At 39.0% G+C, this 18,802-nt stretch carries 20 protein-coding genes; 13 read left to right on the top strand and 7 right to left on the bottom strand.

Annotated elements, in window-relative coordinates; all coding sequences use genetic code 11:
- Positions 1-82: 82 nt before the first annotated feature.
- The 12 genes from MKX34_RS16760 (at position 83) to MKX34_RS16705 (ending at position 10,770) form a co-directional block, all read left to right on the top strand.
- The gene (locus tag MKX34_RS16760; protein WP_036676934.1) at positions 83-1,381 is read left to right on the top strand and encodes an alpha-glucosidase/alpha-galactosidase; all 1,299 of its coding nucleotides are present in this window, start codon (positions 83-85) and stop codon (positions 1,379-1,381) included.
- A 180-nt stretch (positions 1,382-1,561) separates the two neighbouring features.
- Entirely contained in the window at positions 1,562-2,239 is a 678-nt protein-coding gene (locus MKX34_RS16755; RefSeq protein ID WP_038571386.1) for a succinylglutamate desuccinylase/aspartoacylase family protein, read from the top strand.
- 156 nt (positions 2,240-2,395) lie between these two features.
- Positions 2,396-2,776: a GntR family transcriptional regulator gene (locus MKX34_RS16750; protein WP_042188506.1), complete on the top strand. Its 381-nt coding sequence runs from the start codon at positions 2,396-2,398 to the stop codon at positions 2,774-2,776.
- The gene (locus MKX34_RS16745) at positions 2,773-3,642 is read left to right on the top strand and encodes an ABC transporter ATP-binding protein (RefSeq protein ID WP_038571381.1); all 870 of its coding nucleotides are present in this window, start codon (positions 2,773-2,775) and stop codon (positions 3,640-3,642) included. The genes MKX34_RS16750 and MKX34_RS16745 overlap by 4 nt, the downstream gene beginning before the upstream one ends.
- Positions 3,635-4,270, top strand: a complete 636-nt coding sequence (locus MKX34_RS16740) for an ABC-2 transporter permease (RefSeq protein WP_076296609.1) — start codon at positions 3,635-3,637, stop codon at positions 4,268-4,270. Before MKX34_RS16745 ends, MKX34_RS16740 begins: the two co-directional genes overlap by 8 nt.
- A 17-nt stretch (positions 4,271-4,287) precedes the next feature.
- Complete coding sequence (locus MKX34_RS16735) at positions 4,288-4,926, top strand: ABC-2 transporter permease (RefSeq protein ID WP_076296610.1); 639 nt, start codon at positions 4,288-4,290, stop codon at positions 4,924-4,926.
- Between the two features lie 81 nt (positions 4,927-5,007).
- Positions 5,008-6,102: a HAMP domain-containing sensor histidine kinase gene (locus MKX34_RS16730; protein WP_036676951.1), complete on the top strand. Its 1,095-nt coding sequence runs from the start codon at positions 5,008-5,010 to the stop codon at positions 6,100-6,102.
- A 190-nt stretch (positions 6,103-6,292) separates the two neighbouring features.
- Positions 6,293-6,709 carry a MarR family transcriptional regulator gene (locus tag MKX34_RS16725; RefSeq protein ID WP_254848917.1) on the top strand — a complete coding sequence of 139 codons (417 nt, stop codon included), beginning with the start codon at positions 6,293-6,295 and terminating at the stop codon, positions 6,707-6,709.
- A gap of 62 nt (positions 6,710-6,771) precedes the next feature.
- Positions 6,772-6,984: a DUF896 domain-containing protein gene (locus MKX34_RS16720; RefSeq protein ID WP_036676956.1), complete on the top strand. Its 213-nt coding sequence runs from the start codon at positions 6,772-6,774 to the stop codon at positions 6,982-6,984.
- Positions 6,985-7,263: 279 nt separating this feature from the next.
- Positions 7,264-8,202: an alpha/beta hydrolase gene (locus tag MKX34_RS16715; protein ID WP_076296611.1), complete on the top strand. Its 939-nt coding sequence runs from the start codon at positions 7,264-7,266 to the stop codon at positions 8,200-8,202.
- Positions 8,203-8,349: 147 nt separating this feature from the next.
- The gene (gene asnB / locus MKX34_RS16710) at positions 8,350-10,227 is read left to right on the top strand and encodes an asparagine synthase (glutamine-hydrolyzing) (protein ID WP_076296612.1); all 1,878 of its coding nucleotides are present in this window, start codon (positions 8,350-8,352) and stop codon (positions 10,225-10,227) included.
- 15 nt (positions 10,228-10,242) lie between these two features.
- Positions 10,243-10,770: a putative immunity protein gene (locus MKX34_RS16705; RefSeq protein WP_081383898.1), complete on the top strand. Its 528-nt coding sequence runs from the start codon at positions 10,243-10,245 to the stop codon at positions 10,768-10,770.
- 824 nt (positions 10,771-11,594) lie between these two features.
- Here the strand turns inward: MKX34_RS16705 and MKX34_RS16700 are convergent.
- The 7 genes from MKX34_RS16700 to MKX34_RS16670 form a co-directional block, all read right to left on the bottom strand.
- Positions 11,595-12,197 (bottom strand): ATP-binding protein, encoded by a 603-nt coding sequence (locus tag MKX34_RS16700; RefSeq protein ID WP_143763729.1) that lies wholly within the window; start codon positions 12,195-12,197, stop codon positions 11,595-11,597.
- Between the two features lie 182 nt (positions 12,198-12,379).
- Positions 12,380-13,879, bottom strand: coding sequence for a dienelactone hydrolase (locus MKX34_RS16695; RefSeq protein ID WP_076223749.1), 1,500 nt, complete (start codon positions 13,877-13,879; stop codon positions 12,380-12,382).
- Positions 13,880-14,150: 271 nt separating this feature from the next.
- The gene (locus MKX34_RS16690) at positions 14,151-14,384 is read right to left on the bottom strand and encodes a hypothetical protein (protein ID WP_036676988.1); all 234 of its coding nucleotides are present in this window, start codon (positions 14,382-14,384) and stop codon (positions 14,151-14,153) included.
- Positions 14,385-14,550: 166 nt separating this feature from the next.
- Positions 14,551-14,730 carry a hypothetical protein gene (locus tag MKX34_RS16685; protein ID WP_076223747.1) on the bottom strand — a complete coding sequence of 60 codons (180 nt, stop codon included), beginning with the start codon at positions 14,728-14,730 and terminating at the stop codon, positions 14,551-14,553.
- A 40-nt stretch (positions 14,731-14,770) separates the two neighbouring features.
- The gene (locus MKX34_RS16680) at positions 14,771-15,520 is read right to left on the bottom strand and encodes a MerR family transcriptional regulator (protein ID WP_076223744.1); all 750 of its coding nucleotides are present in this window, start codon (positions 15,518-15,520) and stop codon (positions 14,771-14,773) included.
- Positions 15,495-16,421: a DUF2268 domain-containing protein gene (locus MKX34_RS16675; protein WP_036676993.1), complete on the bottom strand. Its 927-nt coding sequence runs from the start codon at positions 16,419-16,421 to the stop codon at positions 15,495-15,497. The genes MKX34_RS16680 and MKX34_RS16675 overlap by 26 nt, the downstream gene beginning before the upstream one ends.
- Before the next feature lie 418 nt (positions 16,422-16,839).
- Positions 16,840-17,391 carry a TetR/AcrR family transcriptional regulator gene (locus MKX34_RS16670; protein ID WP_036676995.1) on the bottom strand — a complete coding sequence of 184 codons (552 nt, stop codon included), beginning with the start codon at positions 17,389-17,391 and terminating at the stop codon, positions 16,840-16,842.
- A 147-nt stretch (positions 17,392-17,538) separates the two neighbouring features.
- On the opposite strand from MKX34_RS16670, the gene MKX34_RS16665 reads away from it, so the two are divergent.
- Positions 17,539-18,462: a 2-dehydropantoate 2-reductase N-terminal domain-containing protein gene (locus tag MKX34_RS16665; RefSeq protein ID WP_076296613.1), complete on the top strand. Its 924-nt coding sequence runs from the start codon at positions 17,539-17,541 to the stop codon at positions 18,460-18,462.
- The last annotated feature ends 340 nt before the right edge of the window (positions 18,463-18,802 follow it).

The following is an 18,802-nucleotide window of genomic DNA, read 5'->3' as shown; positions in this document are numbered from 1 at the left end:
ATAAGGGAATTATAGTTTACTCTACTCCATAAAACTGCGATGTTAACACCGTTCACCTCACCTATAAGGAGGAATATTTCATATGTCTAAAATTACATTTATCGGAGCGGGTAGCACCGTATTCGCCAAAAACGTGTTGGGAGATTGTATGAGAACGCCAGCCCTGCAAGGGTTTGAACTTGCCCTGTATGATATTGATCTGCAACGCCTTAAAGATTCCGAGAATATGCTTAATAATATAAAAGAGAGCAGCGGCAGCACTTGTGTTGTGAAATCCTATACGGATCGTAAAGAAGCTTTGCGTGGAGCTAAATATGTCATTAATGCAATCCAAGTGGGAGGTTACGATCCTTGCACCATCACAGATTTTGAAATTCCGAAGAAATATGGCTTGCGGCAAACGATTGCGGACACAGTTGGCATAGGTGGGATATTCCGTAACCTGCGTACTATTCCAGTGATGCTGGACTTTGCTGCGGATGTACGGGAGGTTTGTCCGGACGCACTCTTTATGAACTATACGAATCCTATGGCAGTTCTGACCAATGTGATGAATACCTATGGCGGTGTAAAGACGGTGGGATTATGTCATAGTGTGCAGCATTGTATTCCGGGCTTGTTCGAGCATCTGGGTATGGATCAGACAGGTGTTCAGGCTAAGATCGCTGGGATTAACCATATGGCTTGGTTATTGGAGGTTACTAAAGACGGCGAGGATTTGTATCCGGAAATTAAACGCCGTGCAGCTGAGAAGCAAAAAGAACATCACGGAGACATGGTCCGTTATGAAATGATGCTTAAATTCGGTTACTACATTACGGAATCTTCGGAACATAACGCAGAGTATCATCCTTATTTTATCAAACGTAATTACCCTGAGCTTATCGAACGGTTTCAAATTCCACTCGACGAGTATCCACGCCGCTGTGTAGATCAAATTGAACGTTGGCAACAAATGCGGGAAGAATTGGTTAATAACAAAGAACTTAAACATGAACGTTCGCATGAATATGCGTCTTATATCATGGAAGCCATCGAAACTAATGTGCCTTTCAAAATAGGTGGCAATGTTATGAACACAGGTCTTATCACCAATTTGCCAAATGAAGCATGTGTAGAGGTCCCTTGTTTAGTAGATAGAAGCGGAGTAACTCCGACCTACGTGGGAGATCTGCCTCCACAGTGCGCCGCACTGAATCGTACAAACATTAATACACAATTGTTAACGATCGAAGCAGCGATTACCCATAAGAAAGAGCATATCTATCACGCCGCAATGCTCGATCCACATACAGCAGCTGAATTGTCGATGGATGACATTACAAATATGTGCGACGAGCTGATCACAGCCCATGGAGACTGGCTCCCAGCGTATAAATAAATTAACTAGTTAGGACTAAGGAAGCCTGAGAAATCAGGCTTTTTTTGATTGTATTTCTACGAAAAACGAATGTTATCTTTAAAAAAGACAACGTCATTTCTTCTTGCTTATCTGTCTAGGACAACTGGGGTATATCGGAATACACATATATGGATTATCTAAATGTGGAGGTGATCCTTTATGATCGTTGAAAGCTATACCTTAGCATCGTCCACAGCTTATGCTACCCCTTATTATGTGATTAGAGGTGAGCTTCCTGGTCCTGTCTTTATGGTGGTGTCGGGGATACATGGGAATGAGACAGGAAGTATTCGTGCCGCACAGATCATTGTAGAACGTTTTAACCAGAGAAGGTTGTATATACACCGGGGCACGATCATTGTAGTTCCTCTATTGAATCAAAAAGCTTACCGCAAACGGATCAGAGGTGTACCTGATTTAAATCGCACCTTTCCACGTTCTAGCAAAACAGCGGCAAGACATCCATTAGCTTCAGCTTTGCTACAGCTAGTACTAAGATATCGTCCCACCTGGTTTCTGGACCTTCATGAAGCAAATGGGTTGTCACAAAAAAATCCTAAGCGACTTGGCCAGTCGATCATCGTCACTCCGGGAAGCCGAGGAATAGGTACAGCAAAACGTGTCATCAAAGGCATTAATCGAACGATTCCCAAAACCGCTTATCATTTTAATATCCGTTTACGGGAGCGCCCCGGCTCCTCAAGGGCAGCCGTTACCCGTATATTAGGAGCTAAAGCATTTACTGTGGAAACCTGCTGGAGCCTTGATCGTGACCTACGGATTCGCTATCAGATAGATATTGTTAGCCGTTTTTTAAAAAGTGCTGGATTATTGTGATGAAGAAAATATCTGATAACTATGTAAGCTGGTTCTTAGATCCTAGGAATCAGCTTTTTTGCCGATACAAGAAAGGTAATTGACAACATTGAGTATAGTGTATATATTACATATATACATTGATAACACATAAACTAGGAGTGAGGGCACGATTCCATGAACATATTGATATCCAACACTTCCGGTGAACCCATCTATGCACAGATTGTCAGCCAGATCCGCCAGATGATTCTGCAAGGAGAGTTAGTGTCTGGCACCCCATTACCTTCTATCCGGCTATTAGCCAAAGAGCTGCAGATTAGCGTAATTACAACGAAACGAGCCTATGAAGAACTGGAGAGAGAAGGGCTTATCAATTCAATTGTGGGGAAAGGTTCCTTTGTTTCTGGTGCAGATCAGGAGTTTATTCGGGAACAACGGCTACGGATTATGGAGAACAAAATGAAGGAGATTATCGACGAGAGTAAAATGTTGGGGATTGATTTTGCTGAGTTTAGTGAGATGTTGAAATTGCTTTATGAGGAGGAGACAGAATGAAAGAAGTCATTCAATTGGACCAAATTTCTAAAAAATATGGCCATTTTAGCCTATGCGAACTTACGTTCGGTATCAAAGAAGGGTATATCACGGGGCTAATTGGGCCGAATGGGGCAGGGAAAACAACAATAATTAAAATGATGATGGGGATGGTGTTTCCTGATCGCGGCAGCGTCAAGATTTTTGACCAAGAGATGTCTATTCATGAAGCAGAGAATAAGGATCGGATTGGCTATGTCTCCGATGAGAATTACTTTTACGATCAATTAACCATCGATCAGATGAGTAAGATTATTGCTCCTTTTTATAGTCGTTGGGATCAAGAAACGTATAGGAAATACATAGAGATGTTCAAGCTTTCCCCGCGGAAAAAGATTAAGGAGCTCTCCAAAGGAATGAAAATGAAGTATTCACTCGCCATTGCCTTATCACATGGTGCAGATCTGCTCATTATGGATGAACCTACTGCAGGACTTGATCCTATATTCCGAAGAGAGTTGCTTGATTTGCTTAGTGAGCATATCCAGGATGAAAAGAAGTCTATTCTTTTTTCAACGCATAATACGACTGATTTGGATCGGATCGCGGACTATATTGTTTTTGTGAACGAAGGGCGCCTAGTATTTAATGAAATGAAGGAATCACTAGCCAACAAATATATGATGGTTAAAGGCAACAAAGAGTTGCTTGATCGGGATGTGCGAAAATGGTTCATCGGGCTTAGAGAGACGGAAGTTGGTTTCGAGGGGCTTCTGAACAATCGCTCTGAGGGGGAACACTTCTTTAGAGATCATGCCATATGCGAAACACCTACCCTGGAAGAAATCATGTATTTTACGGTAAAGGGAAACGCTTTGTATGTTTAACCTCTTTTTGCTGATTCGAAAAGATTTTATCCTACTGCGGAATTTTATCCCTATATTTCTCTTGAGTATCTTGTTTATTGCATATGTTCAACTGGATAACTCCAGCATGTTTGCTACATTTCAATCTTTACTGTTGCTCGTATACTCCTGTTCTATGGATGCATTGAATAACAACACAAAGTTTGTTATAGGGTTGCCAGTAAGACGGCAAGAGATTATCTTGGCTAAATACTTATCACTTGTTCCTTATTGTTTCATCGGTTTGGTTTGCTCTTTAGCTTTGTTACTAATTTCCTTTTCATTTGGATATTCCATTAGCCCGTTTTATTGGATAGGGGTATCTTTAACATTACTGATGATTCCTTTGACTGCGTCTATTTATCTGCCGATTCATTATTGGCTTGGTTCCAAAAACTATTACTTCAATATCCTTTTTAATGTAGTAATAACGATTACCACCCTAAACACTGGATCTTCACTCTCAAATTCATCCTTTTTCTTAACAATTACCCATTTAAAGCTGCAGGATCATCTGGTGCCGATTGGTTTGACAGGGATTGTTTATCTATTCATATTGTACTGCTCTTATAGGATTTCACTACGATTGTTTAGCAAGGAAGAGTTATAAGCTAAGGAGGACGTAAAGTGTATAAATCATTTTTTTTAATTCAAAAAGACTTCATTCTTTTGCGTAAATTTCTGATGCTGCTAATCCCTTTCTTTATTTTCATAGCATACTCAAGCTATCATAGCTTCAGTTTATTTACGGTAATGCCACCTATGCTGTTATTGATAAGCTCCTGTTCAATGGATACTCAGCAGATGACGCAACGGTTTCTCGTTAATCTCCCTGTACGGAGACAAGAGCTTGTCCGGGCCAAATATTTTTCGATCCTTCCGTTTGCTCTTGTCGGGCTGGCAGCAACGGCCTTTACCTATCTCCTGATTGTTGTGACAGGTAAAGCCGTAACCCCTCATTTTTGGCAAGAGGTTGGTATTACGATATCCATTTTCCCTCTCCTTGCGATGCTTTATTTACCGATTCATTACTGGTTAGGGGCAAAGGGGGCACAAGTGGTTAATCTTGTTTTTATGATGATTGTTATGTTTGGCCCGAACGTGTTTAGCTTTTTGATCCAGTGGATACCTGATGTGAACAGATGGCTAAGTTTTGGAGTGAAAGGTACGGTCATTCCCTTTATAATTCTAGGGCTGGCTTATGTATTCTTGCTTAGCTGTTCATATATCATTTCTCTGCGGATTTTTGTGCGGAAAGATCTTTGATTCGAAGGATTTGAGATTTTGAATGAATTCATATACCATTGTCACTACAAAGATAAATAGTAGGGGAAGGGTATACAACCAATGCCTAAAATGATTTATAGCTTTCGTACAAAAATGATTATGCTGCTGATGGCCAGTATGCTTGTATCCGGTGGAATTACCTTTTCAATCTATAAAATTCTGCAGAGATATTACCGATCAGAGGTCTTATTAGAAAATCCATTGACTAAAGTTCGCTACTTGATGCGGGATATCGGTGATGTTAATGCGTTTTTGATTATCTTCATTCCTTTGGCCATCTTATTCTTTTTTATATTTACTAAACCATATGCAAATTATTTCAAGGAAATCTCGAAAGGGATCCATCAGCTGGCGTCGGGTGATTTCTCGGAGCGGGTGGATATCCCTTCTAAAGATGAATTCGGCCTTATTGGCCATGATATCAATCTGGCTATTGATCATCTTCAGGAAGCTATTGAGCGGGGAGACTTTGCGGAGAGCAGTAAAGATCAACTTGTGTTAAATCTGGCACATGATCTGCGTACTCCACTTACCTCAGTTATAGGTTATTTGGATTTTATCCTTAAGGACAATGAATTAACGCCAGAACAGACCAGACATTACACAACGATTGCTTATACTAAATCTCAACGTTTGGAAAAATTAATTGATGAGCTATTTGAAATTACAAGAATGAACTACGGTAAGCTTACGCTTGAGAAAACCTCGATCGACCTTAGTGAGCTTCTTTTACAATTAAATGAAGAGTTATATCCCGTTTTTGAGAAAAATGGTCTTACTTCCCGCTTGGATGTAACCCAACCTCTGAAGATAGAGGGTGACGGTGAGCTGCTGGCACGTGTATTTGAGAATCTTCTCACTAACGCAGCGCGATACGGAAGCGACGGTCAATTTATTGATATTCATGGGTATTTAGAAGAAAACGAAGTCGTTATTGAGATTATTAACTATGGAGATTGTATTGATCCGGAAGAGCTGCCGCGTATTTTTGATATGTTCTACACCGGGGATCGAGCGCGAACGCATCCCACAGGGAGTACGGGACTGGGCTTATTTATCACTAAAAACATTGTGGAACAACATGCTGGAACAGTTTCTGCACAAAGCAGTGTAGTGCGGACGATGTTTGAAGTGCGGCTTCCACAAAATAATTGAGAACGAAGTCAAGTGTTGACTGGGCAGGAGTAAAAAAACAAGATCTACGTGATCTTGTGGTTTTACTCCTTTTTTAATGGTTTGGTCAGCAAACAGGATGAACGTTACGGACATTTATTTGAAATTTTTAATAAATCGTGATATTATTAGCTTGCTAAGTAATTTGTAAGGCAGTACGGAGGAAATATCTGTGATAGAAGATGAGATAAGGGAACTACTGGATAGAATATCAGCGGAAATGCGTAGAGATTATGCAGAGCTGCTTAGAGAACTTAATCTTCATGTGGGTCAAGAACAGTTATTATGCCGGTTATGGAGAACAGATGGAATGACACAGATACAGCTAAGTGAACGCTTGAATTGTGAGCCTCCAACCATAACAAATATGGTGAAATCTCTTGAAAATCATGGGTTTGTTGTTCGAAAAAGAGATCCTGAAGATGGCAGAGTTAGCCGAGTGTATCTAACCCCAGCCGGACGTAATCTCTGCGAACCTGTGGAACAGATCTGGAACAAACAGCTGGATAAATTACTAGCCGGAATTATACCTGAAGAACGTTTATTATTAAGAAGACTTATGAAACAAATGGCTGATAATTTAGCTTGAATCTGGAACTAATCGCCATAACCGTTAGTAAGCTAATTAAAACTAAGAAAAGAGGAACATAGATGATTACAAGTTTGACTCGCATCAATGAATTAGCTAAGAAAGAACGTGAAGTAGGTCTGACACAAGGCGAATGGGTTGAACAGATCGCATTGCGTGAAGACTACCTGCGTGAAATTCGTGGACAAGTTCGTAACAGTCTTTCTGGAGTGACAATTTTAGATCCGGATGGAAATGATGTAACTCCTGAGAAGCTTCGTGCAGCGCGTAAATAATCAATGAACTAATAAGTGGAAACTACACCTTTAGAAAACGTTGAATTGGCCTATGGTTAATCGACGGATAACTAAAGGTGTTTTTTTGTTATTCCAATCTTAACAGAAGCTTAAATCGTTATCATTAGGGGCTGTTGAAAGTTAAGAATCAATTAAACTTGCGTTACACAGGATCTAAGACTGGATTGATAGAATGGAATAGACAAAAGATAAGGGATAACAAGAAGGGGTGCAGAAGTTGGAGAAACTAAAAGAAACATCAAGGAAGGAAATGAAAGTATGAAGAAAACATTATTAATTTTACTTAAAGTAATAGTCGCTATAGTCATCCTCCTAGCACTTTTTCTGGTCATCGTTTTTACAGTCAATGTGATCAGCAATAAAGTGGAGAAAAGAAAAATAGAACCCTATGGTCAGCTTGTACCTGTCGACGGGAAAAAAATGAATGTAACCATACAAGGGCAAGGCAAGGAAACGGTCGTGTTACTCCCAGGGTTTGGAACCGCATCACCCGTAATTGATTTCAAACCACTTGTAGATGAACTGACTCCTTTCTATAAAGTTGTAGTAGTTGAGCCGTTTGGTTATGGACTAAGTGATGTCACCACAAAAGAACGAACAGTCGACAATATAGTGAGTGAGCTTCATGAAGCTTTACAAGAATTAAAGATAGATCGTTATATTCTGATGGGACACTCTATAGCAGGAATTTACGGACTGGACTATGTGAACAAATACGAAAACGAAGTTAGTGCATTCGTAGGCATCGACAGCAGCGTACCCACACAAGGGGGCAACGATGAAGAATTTCCATCAGGAACCTATAAGCTGCTTAAAAAATCAGGATTTATGCGATTGCTGGTAAAACTCAACCCGGCCCAAATCGTTACACCAAGTGATGATGAGGAAACTAAAGAACAAAATAGAATGATTTCACTTAAAAACATGATGAATCCTAATATCATCAGCGAAGCAGAGCATTTTAAAAGCAATTTCAAAGCCACGGAAACATTAAATTTCCCTAAAGATCTTCCTGTTATTTTCTTCCTAGTGAAAGACAATACGGATGTTCCAGGTTGGGAATCCCTGCATAAAGAACAGATTAACGACTCCTTACACGGGAAATTGATGTTGCTTGATGGGGAGCATTATTTGCACCATACCCGATCTAAAGACATTGTCGAGAACTTTAGAAGCTTTCTGGGAGAGATAAAGTAAAAATGAATGAGAAAAGCCTGCTAATACAGGCTTTTCTTTTTTTATATTTTCAAATAAGTGAATCCTTTAGAAAAAAATGATAAATTTATCAAAGCAATTATGGGCACTCTATATCCTAATCTTTATAATAGGAAGGACTGCCAGAGTATGTGTGGAATAGCAGGAATATTAAAATATAATGGACAGCCACCACATGAAGAAACCTTAAAACAAATGACAGGGGTTATGAATCACCGAGGTCCCAATCATGAGGGAGTATGGCTCGATTCTCGCATTGGACTTGGTTTTCGCAGATTGTCTGTAATTGATTTACGTGATGGCAATCAACCGATGACGAATGAAGATCGTACTCTTTGGATTATTTTTAATGGTGAAATCTATAATTATAAAACACTACGAGATCAACTTAAGCTAAAGGGACATCAATTTCAGACGCAATCAGATACAGAGGTCATTGTGCATTTATTTGAGGAATACGGCAAGGACTGTGTCCATCATTTACGTGGAATGTTTAGTTTTGCGATTTGGGATCTTAAGGAACAATCTCTTTTTGCTGCTAGAGATCATTTCGGGATCAAGCCTTTTTATTATTACAAAGACAAAAATAATCTTTTATTTGCTTCGGAAATTAAAAGCATACTTGCAGTGCAAGGGGTACCCAGAAAGCTTCAGTATCAAAGTTTATTCAGCTACTTAACTTTTCAGTATGTCCCGCATCCTGATACGATGTTTGAACACATTCATAAATTAGGACCTGCAGAGCGAGTATTTGTTAACTCGGAAGGTGAAATGAAGATCGAGAAATATTGGGAACCCCATTTTCAACCGGTAGTACGATCTTTAGCAGACTACGCAGAAGAAATTCAGTGGAAATTGAAAGAGTCTGTAAACCTTCATTTACAAAGTGATGTGAATAGAGGATGTTTTTTGTCCAGTGGAATTGACTCTACAGCTATAGCTGCAATGATGAGAACAGAAGAATCCACCAAAACCTTTTCAATTGGATTTGAAGGGTTGAACAATGAAACAATCATTGCAAATCAAACAGCAGCCAAACTGGGGACAGATCATTATTTTCACATCTTATCGCAAAAAGACTTTTTTGAAAGTATCCCGAAAACGGTCTGGCATCTAGATGAACCTGTAGCGGATCCTTCTGCCATTGCACTCTATCATCTAAACCAGCTTGCCAAAGAACATGTTACGGTTGTCTTATCAGGGGAAGGTGCTGACGAATTATTCGGAGGATACAGAATCTATAGAGAGCCAAATGCTTTAAGACCGATAACCTGGATGCCTAACTTTATAAAGGATTCGTTACGAAAATCATTATCCGTATATCCCTATCATTTTTATGGAAAAAATTATTTGCTTCGGGGTCTGACACCTTTAGAAGAACGTTTTTTCGGTAATGCGAACATCTTCAACAAAACCGGTAAGATGAATTTGCTCCACGAATCGGTACACGCTCAGCATAGCTTTTTACATCCCGCGGATATCGTTAAGCCTTTTTATGATAAGACAGCTCACCTAGACCCTACGACAAGAATGCAGTTTATTGATATGAATTTTTGGTTACCTGGAGACATTTTATCAAAAGCAGATAAGCTATCCATGGCTCATTCATTAGAATTAAGAGTCCCATTTTTAGATAAAGAGGTTTTCGAAACGGCTAGTAAAATACCTGTGTCCAATCGGATTGGGCAAAAAACAACAAAACTTGCTTTGCGTAAAGCTATGGAAGGAATCGTTCCGGAAGCTATTGTGAATCGCCCGAAACTAGGATTTCCCGTACCCATTCGTGATTGGCTCAAAACTCCAATTTCAGATATAATGTTCGAACAAATACGATATAGTGGCATTGAAGAAATATTCAATATGAATATCATCGAAGAGATGTTTACCCAGCATCGGAGTAATAAAGGCGACTATTCGCGTAGAATATGGCTAATTTACATTTTTTCAGTATGGTACACTCTTTTTATAAAAGAAGATCTGAAGCAATTAAATAGTGCCGTATTGTAATGGGGGAGTGATTCGTTGAATATTGAGGAACATGCATGGAATAAACATGAACAGCAATTAAGAGAAACTAACATGTTTACTTATACTAGTCCAAAGATAAAGATTATAGATAACCATGAATTAAGAAATCGGCTTGAAGAAACGCTTGAAGAGCTGCCGCAGAAGTTTCTGGCCAAATGGGCTTTGAAAGTAGCAGCTGAGCACCTGGATCATCTGGACCAGCAGCTTGTAAATGACCCGCGGATTGATTTAGGTATAGAAACGCTAGAAAAGCGTATAACTGGTGAGATTAGAGCCTTTGATTTAAGAAAAGTTGGATTCATAGTCAATGAATTGGCCAAAGAGTCCACAACCGAGGTTAGTAAGTATGCTGCCCGTTCTTTTGCACAAGCCATTGCAACTGGACATATGAGAGGACATGCTATGGTTTGCAGTGACTATGCAGTTAAACTAGTGAATTACATATCAGAACATTCTTCAGTTGCAGAGGCAGCTACTAAAGAACGGGAAAGACAATTAAGGATAGCTGAAGAGTTGCTTTGAAATTAAAGCTTTAAAGATGAACATGTATGAGGACGATTCTAAAAGTTAAATAATGGTAATAGTCAATTTATATAATCAAGAGTTATGTAATCTAATGCAACAATAAAAACATTATCAGCACTTAAAGTTTTATGCGAGACTTGATGAGCTTTAAAGCTTAATACTCGTTTAAGATAAATCGATTACTAAATAAGAATCAATTGCTTATGAAAGAGTAGCTATTTTGAACAGGTTTGAACATTGATTAGATAATCATTAATAGACAGTAAATTGGCAATAATTTGGATCAAATTGGTTGGTTCCTTTAATTTACACACTACTTCCTCACAAAACCCGTATTTTGTACATATGTCACTAAGATGCATTCTACTTAGACTATACATAGATCTATAATATGACAATCTAGGGGTTTATATTATTTGATCTATTTATCACTTCCTCTTTCGAGTTCCGAGCAATAACCACATCATTAATTAGAGCCTTGCGATTTCGACTGGCCATATCAATTGCTCAGAGTTTCATCAACCACTTATAGGACGACACACAAATGCATTTAAAAAAACTGTTGAGCTGATTCAACGGTTTTTTTGAAATTCCTACAAGGCATCACATCCAAGTTAAACATTGAGCGATAATCACCCTTTGTTTATATGCGCTAATAACCGGTAGCGAAGCCATATAATCTTCTTCGCTTATTGCACAGTATGTACTAATTTCTTCTTTTTTGAAAAGATTAGATAATAAAGAACTTTGCTGCGTTCTGTAGATATCCCCAAAAGTCCCGACAACAATTGTAAGTCTCTTTTGAAGAGTACTATTATTATTTAACTAATCACCGGAAAACGAATCATAACTGTCGTACCACACCCTACCCCGCTGCTAATGTGGACAGTACCTTGATGTTGATCGACGATCCAACGTGCGATCGATAGCCCTAGACCTGCTCCATGATCCCCTCTACTTCTAGAGGAATCTCCCTTATAAAAGCGATTAAATACGAGTGGTAATTCATGTTCCGAAATACCCACTCCGTTATCCTTGACGGTTACAAGAACTGATTTCCCCTGCCTAAGACACTCAAGATCGATTTGCCCATCCGCCTGCGTAAATTTAATGGCATTGTCCAACAAAATCATGAACAACTGTATGAGACGATTCTCATCTCCATTCATGAGCAATTCCGAGCCTTCGACATGAAGCTGTACCCGCAACTGCTTGTAATCCATTATTGGCTCCATTTTTTTGGCGATCTCTTTAATGATCCCGTCAATACGAACAGGTGTGCATGAGATAACTTCCTCATGTGAACGCCTCTTGCCAGAAGAAGTAGGCCGTCTACCATGTTGCTCATTCTTTTGGTTTCTTTCAGAATGGCTGAAAATTGGAGCACTTTCTTCCTCGATCGTATGATCGGGATGGCGTAACAATATTCTACTTCGGCTACGGTACTTAAAAGGGTAAAGTTAACGGGTGGCCGTTAGCTTAATAAAAAGACAGCCGATCATCTAGACGGCTGCTATCGTGTATGGATTGATCGATCATTCCCCGTAAGCGTAATGATGTTGCTTCAGTCTAAAATAACTGCAATCATATTAACCTGCTCCGTAATTTATAGCGAGGTTACGAACTTCACCTCCGGAAAACGGCTATCCGGTCCTTTCATTAAGATTCCGTCTTGATTTTTCAGATACATATCGAAGAAATTCAGCATATAGGTATTGGTAACGGAGTCCGCTCTATCGGGCTTAATCTTTCCTGTAATGCCCAGCATTTTGAAAATCGGAGAAATGAACTGTACGTCGGTAAAATTCAAATGCTCCGTATTTTCGATATAGAGGACTTGTCCCCCTTCGTCGACCGCTTTGCGCATTCGTTCTAGCTCTAACTTTTTATCTTCCGTTACTTGATCCTCCCACTCTCTGGTTGAGCCCATACGGTTAATTTCTGCATCCGTGTAGACCCGGTTATCCATCACCATTTTTAATTTTTCAAAATAGCTTTCCGAGTTGAGGAATAAAAACGGCTTTTGCAGTCCCTCTCTTTCACGCAGACGATAAAGCCCTCCATCCAGGTCTATGCCAACCGCGATTCGCGGATCGTAAGAAGCGTCATAAGCCGTTGCTCCACCGATAGAATGACCGAACACCCCGACATGGTCGAGATCAATCCAGCCTTTTAGATGACTTGGAATCTGCCCCGATTGGATAAGTTCGAATTGGTCCAGCACAAACACCACATCGTCGGTTAAAACTTTCCCTAACTTGTCGCGATTTCCGCTTTCCGTCCGATAATCATGGTCAGGCGAGAATAAGTCGTTGGTTGTGCTGGTCGTGATTCGACCGTCCGGAAACTCGGTTGCAGATGTGTTGTAGGTGTGGTCGATCATTGCCACGATATATCCGTGACTCGCGAGATATTCGGCTTGCGACGTGTGGAGGAACCTAGAAGAGCCGTTGCCGGGATTCCCAAGGATCAGTGGGTATGAAGTCTTTGCCGTAGAGATTTCCGCTTCCGAATATGCATGACTGGATACGTACTTCAGGTGTTGAAAAGTAAACCCGGGAAGACCATAGTTCGCGGCCATATAACTTAAAATCCGCGTATCGGGAATAAAAGCAGTTCGCTTGCCACTACCAGCTTGAGTCGGATACCATACCTGAACCATCAATTCTCTTTTACCCTCTCTTGCTTTATCAAAAATCTCTTGCCTATTGGTATCCACAAAATGAAACGTTTGCGTTCCTACCTTAAATATGCCTGTCAGTTCAGGGAGTTTAAACACAGGAAAAGTATACATGAGGACCGCTGTTCCGACCAGCATGATCGCTATAGCGGTATAAGCTGAACCCAACAGGAATCGAGGGATTTTTTGGAAACTGCTTTTTTTTAAATAACTATAACTTGAAATGGCTAAAAAAAAGACCGTTATGCAATATGATAAAAACAACTGCACTCTGTATCCTTCCACCGTCCAATGAATGACCAGTAAAACTGCGGCGATCCCGCTTGCAACGAATACTGGAATTATACGCTGACCTTTTTTTAATACAACTGTTAATACAAACAAACTGATGTTTGACAAATATAGCAATAATTCAAACAATCTCATCTCAAGTCTCCTTTAAAAAAATTTCATTTTCATTTGTTCCAATCATTCCTGCCTAGCTAGCCTAACCTCCCCTCCTTTTGCTGCTTCAGTATAAAGACGGTTTCTCAATCCAAAATGTATCAGTTTCGTTACTGTAAACTGCTTATTAGCTAATGAAAAGGCAGCCGATCATTTGACCGGCTGCCTTTTCATTTTGATTGAGCTATCGTTTATCATTAACTAGCTTAATGGATCACATTTGTAGTTTTAATGCAACCTACCACTTATTCCCTTAATCTCCCTTTACTTCATTATCGTTCGGAATTAATTCATACAAGGCACGAACATCACAACCGATGGAATCGGCGATCGATATGGCAATTTTGAGTGGCATCACTCTTTTGTTTTCAATAAAGTCGTAAACTCGTTCCGGTTTAAAAAACAAGTCTTTTGCCAGCCATTCTGCTGACTTTCCGGATTCCATCAATCGTTCATTCAGTAAGCAACGTCCTAGTTCAAATTTCAAGAAGCGATGACCTCCCGTATAAGATAATACTTAACCTTAAGCGTTGTCCATTGCCAGCATGAATATACTTCATAAAGAGTCCTATAACGATGAAGTTCCCCATGCGTCTGCCCAATTGTTGGGCGAGTTCCATCGCGGGCCTTCGTTTCCCGTTAGTTCAACCGTGTTAGACTCCGAAGAACTCTTTTATCTTCAGCCAAGACTCATACCAAAATGTTTTCGATTTATATAGTATGGCGTTCTCTATCTGTTCCTCATTTTTTATTATAAAAACTGCATTATCTGTGGCTTTCAAATTATTTATCTTGGCTGTCTTTTCTATATTGTTCCTCTCTTCTATCTTCACACTCCGCTTATCAACCGAAGTTTCAAACGAATTTTCCTGTTCACGATTGAGATATATGATGCATAATAGCACTGTGTAGAAAATCTGAAAAATCCTCATTGCTATATTGATTAAAGTAGTTATTGAATCGTACATCGAATTTATAAGTATCGGCAATGCAAGCCAGTAGCTCTTTATCACATGGCATGAATTGCATTAGATTTTTTTTCCACTCCTCGATTAATCGTTGAACTTCATCGGAGGAAGGATGCTGATCGACACAAGACGCAATTTGCTTGAATACTTCCTCCATCGATTGAAAACGTTCATCTTTTTCATCTTGTGATAGTTTATCCAACGTTTCATTAAACACATTATACGCTTCTGTTTCACCATAGATGAATCTCGCCTCATTTGCATATTGTTCTTTTAATGGCAAAACGGAAGAATTGTTGAAAATTTGCAAATTACTAATATCATTCCCCGAAACGTATTCTTCGAGAGCAACCATGATGGTTTCTAGTCTTTGTTTTCTCGAAAATAAGGTTTGTCTCTGCTTCTTTAATATTTGATTCTGTTCTTGCCTGGTCAGCTTTAAAATGTCCGCAATTTCTTTCAAGGGAAAATCCAATTCCTTTAAGAACAAAATAGTTTGAAGTTTTTCCAAACTGCTTCGATCATATAAGCGATACCCTTTTTCCGTCAGATGTGTCGGTTTAAATAAATCAATCCTATCGTAATAATGCAAGGTCCGGCTAGTAATGCCTGTAATCTGAACAATATCTTTAACAGCTAATAATGGTTTCTTCATCCCAAAATCCTTTTACTTCGTCTAGTATTTGAGCAGCAGGTGTTATTGTGGCCTCAAAGATTGTTCTTCCTGTTTTTCTTAAATAATATTGGATTAAATAATATCCGCAAGCGTAGCCAGCACTATAAGGCATATTGACCGGTTCAAAGTTTTGAAGTTTGGCGATCTCGTCACCGTAAAGATACGGAGCAAATTTATCAAACCCTGTTAATTGCAATTGCTCTCTAAGGACAGGCTTTATGCGCCTGTTAAGTGTGTCTGCGTTTGTTTTCGTTACCCAAGGGCCGAGCAATTCTTCGCCAAACATGAACATAGCATAGTTTTCAGCTAATCCTTCACTTACAATGAGCTCGCCCAAATTAACGGTGTGATCCCACTGAATAAATTGATATCGCACATTATGGTTGCATTCGTGCGCCAGCGCAGCCTTCATTCGAGAAATCGTGTACTCATTTGGCAAGAGTGTACCCCAGATAAACCCGGGAATGCCCCCAAAGCCACTATATCCTTCGTTTATTGTTAAGGCACTGCTTTCAGGATTCCCTAGTTGAATGGTAAACAAATATTCGGATACGGGGAGACTTATTTCATGCTCTATAAATAGACGGAGGCTTTTCCTTACCGCGTGCTCACACTCTAACCAAAAAGAATCTGATGAAATCAACTCTACCTCAGATGAAATCTGCTGGGTAATCTGATCAGGGGATCGATGCATTATACTATTAAACGTAACAACGTCAAAACCATTCCCCTCTTCAGCTCTAAAAGGGATCTGTTGAATTTGCCATTGTTTCATAAAGGGAGCCATCATTTCATTTCTGAATAATTCAAGTTTTTCCTCGGGCGAAGCTTGGGCAACTTTTTGATAAATGTGGTCTGAACGCAATGTTTTTATGTTCATATCTCTCACTCCTAGTCGTCTATTAGTGAGAATTATGCACTATGACCTAACGTCATAGTCAAGGGATTTGGATCAAATACTGAAAATTAGGTATTTTTATCGCCAGTTATATAAGTTTCTTCCCAGATGGTTCTCCTTTGCCTTAATAATTATGATTACACTGTTGAATCAATTGTTAGATACGAATTTTTTTGCAAAAGGTTACAAACAATTTCGTTGATATTTCAATATAATAGAAACTGATCGTATGGAACGTCGCTCAGTAAATATATAAGCAATAACGCCCTATCTCGTGCTCTATAACATCGTCCACCTTAAGAGTAAGTTAGGTCAGTTTTTATGGAGTATATTGTGTAAACAAGCTTATGCGCGCTTATTTATTGTTATAGACCATATGGATTTGGTTTGAATGACAGACTCATTCGTTAAAATAGGGCGTAATCCCTTTTGAATATAGGTTCTCCACTAACTTGAAAAATTCTTCAGACGACAAATCCTTTTGACGCTGGAGCCAAAGACGAAACAAAGAAAGAGCAGTTGTCAGGTAAAACTCAATGAAGTATGGCGTTAAGGATTGGTTTTGCGGAACGTTTAATTCTAATTGATCCAAAGTGATTTCTTTCTTTAAGCGTTTTAAAAAACGGGCACTTCCATAATCACCCAAAAGGGCATTAAGAACCAGGAGATGTTCTTTTTTATCCAGACAATTGAGCGTATCTTGAACCGTATCCTTCGATAGCTCTTTATTCGCCAATTCTTTTTTTATGTCATTCAATAAGTCATTTTCAACAGAGTCTAACAATTCGTAAATGTCAGTAAAGTATTGATAAAAGGTGCTGCGGTTATATCCTGACTTATTCGAAATTTCCTGAATCGAAATTTTTTCAATCGGCTTTTGACTATATAACTCACAAAAAACTTCTACAAACTTTTGTCTTGTTTTCTCCGTTATTTGGGGTTGCTTTTTCATGTTACCCTCCTACTAGTGAATAAGAATATCATCCGACAAATCATAAAAAACTGATGGTTGATCAAGGAATAATGAAGATTTATAATCACATCATACAACATGTTGTCGGATAATCAAAAGGAATATTAATAAGTAGGGGTGGTTTATATGTCGGCAAAACAAGATAGAATTTTAATTTTTGGTGCAGGTGTCATCGGGAGCATGTACGCAATAAAGCTTATTGAAGCAGGGTTTGACGTTAGCCTGTTTGCACATTCGAATAGATATACATCATTAAGAGAAAATGGCCTGCAGTATATAGAAAAAGGTACAGTTAGATCGATACAAGTGAATGTCATTGATACGCTCGAAAATGACGATGTATACGATTTTATTTTCGTTACCGTTCGTTATGATCGGTCCGAATCAGCATTGTTAGCGCTAAAAGATAATCAAAGCAAAAATATAGTTACGATGATTAGTAATTCAATTGGATTTTCTTCGTGGCTGGATATCGTAGGGGATAGACTTTTACCAGCTTTTCCTGGCTTCGGCGGACAGATTAAAGATGGAGTATTGCATACTCGATTTCTACCAAAGTTTATAGCGGCAACTGCATTTGGAGAAATTAGTGGTGTAGCGACAGAACGCATAGAAAACCTTGCAAAATTATTTAAAACTGCAAAGCTTCCCTACGTTATTAAAAAAGATATGCAAGCGTATCTAATCACACATTCCGTATCAGACATTGCCATGTTGAGTTTTTTGCATTCTGAGAATAAGATTATTGACAAAAAAACAGCCAGAACCAGAAAGACGGCACGCAAAATAACAGTCACTTTAAAAGCGTATCTAAGGGCAATACAAAAAGCTGGCGTTTCAATTGATCCATCAATGCTTAAAATGGTGCTGAAATTTCCAAACTTATTTTTGGATCTTTTCTTTATGACATGGCTAAGAACTAAAATGGTTAGGGATATGATGTTGCCGGATTATGCGAATAATGCTAACAATGAGATTGTGCAGCTGAGTAATGATTTAATAAAATTTTTAAGTCAAAATGATATCAAATCGGAAATACATGTTCAGTAATTTTTTGTTAAAATAGTATGGTGATTTTTAATTTATTTTCATTAAATCCTTCAATTGGGGTTAATCTAAATATGAAAATCGAAATATATAGTTTTTTCGTAACATCCTTGACTAAACTAACGGGAAACGATAATTGAGCAACAACAGCGGCAGTCTAAGACTTTATTTATCAAGTCTTTTTCTGTCGCTGCTTTATTATCCGGGACAGTCAGCTGATAAACGCATTTCAGTATTCAAAGTTTACTCACACCTGGGGTGATTCCTATCTTGGTTGTGGTTCTTGCCTGGATGCTGGCTCATAATATTTTGTACACCTATATCTCTCCTTTCCTTGGGCACT

The sequence above is a fragment of the Paenibacillus sp. FSL R5-0636 genome (genome assembly GCF_037974255.1).
Lineage (GTDB): Bacteria > Bacillota > Bacilli > Paenibacillales > Paenibacillaceae > Paenibacillus_AQ > Paenibacillus_AQ odorifer.
The sequence above is the reverse complement of the archived record's forward strand: the minus strand, read 5'-3'. Positions and strand labels throughout refer to the sequence as shown.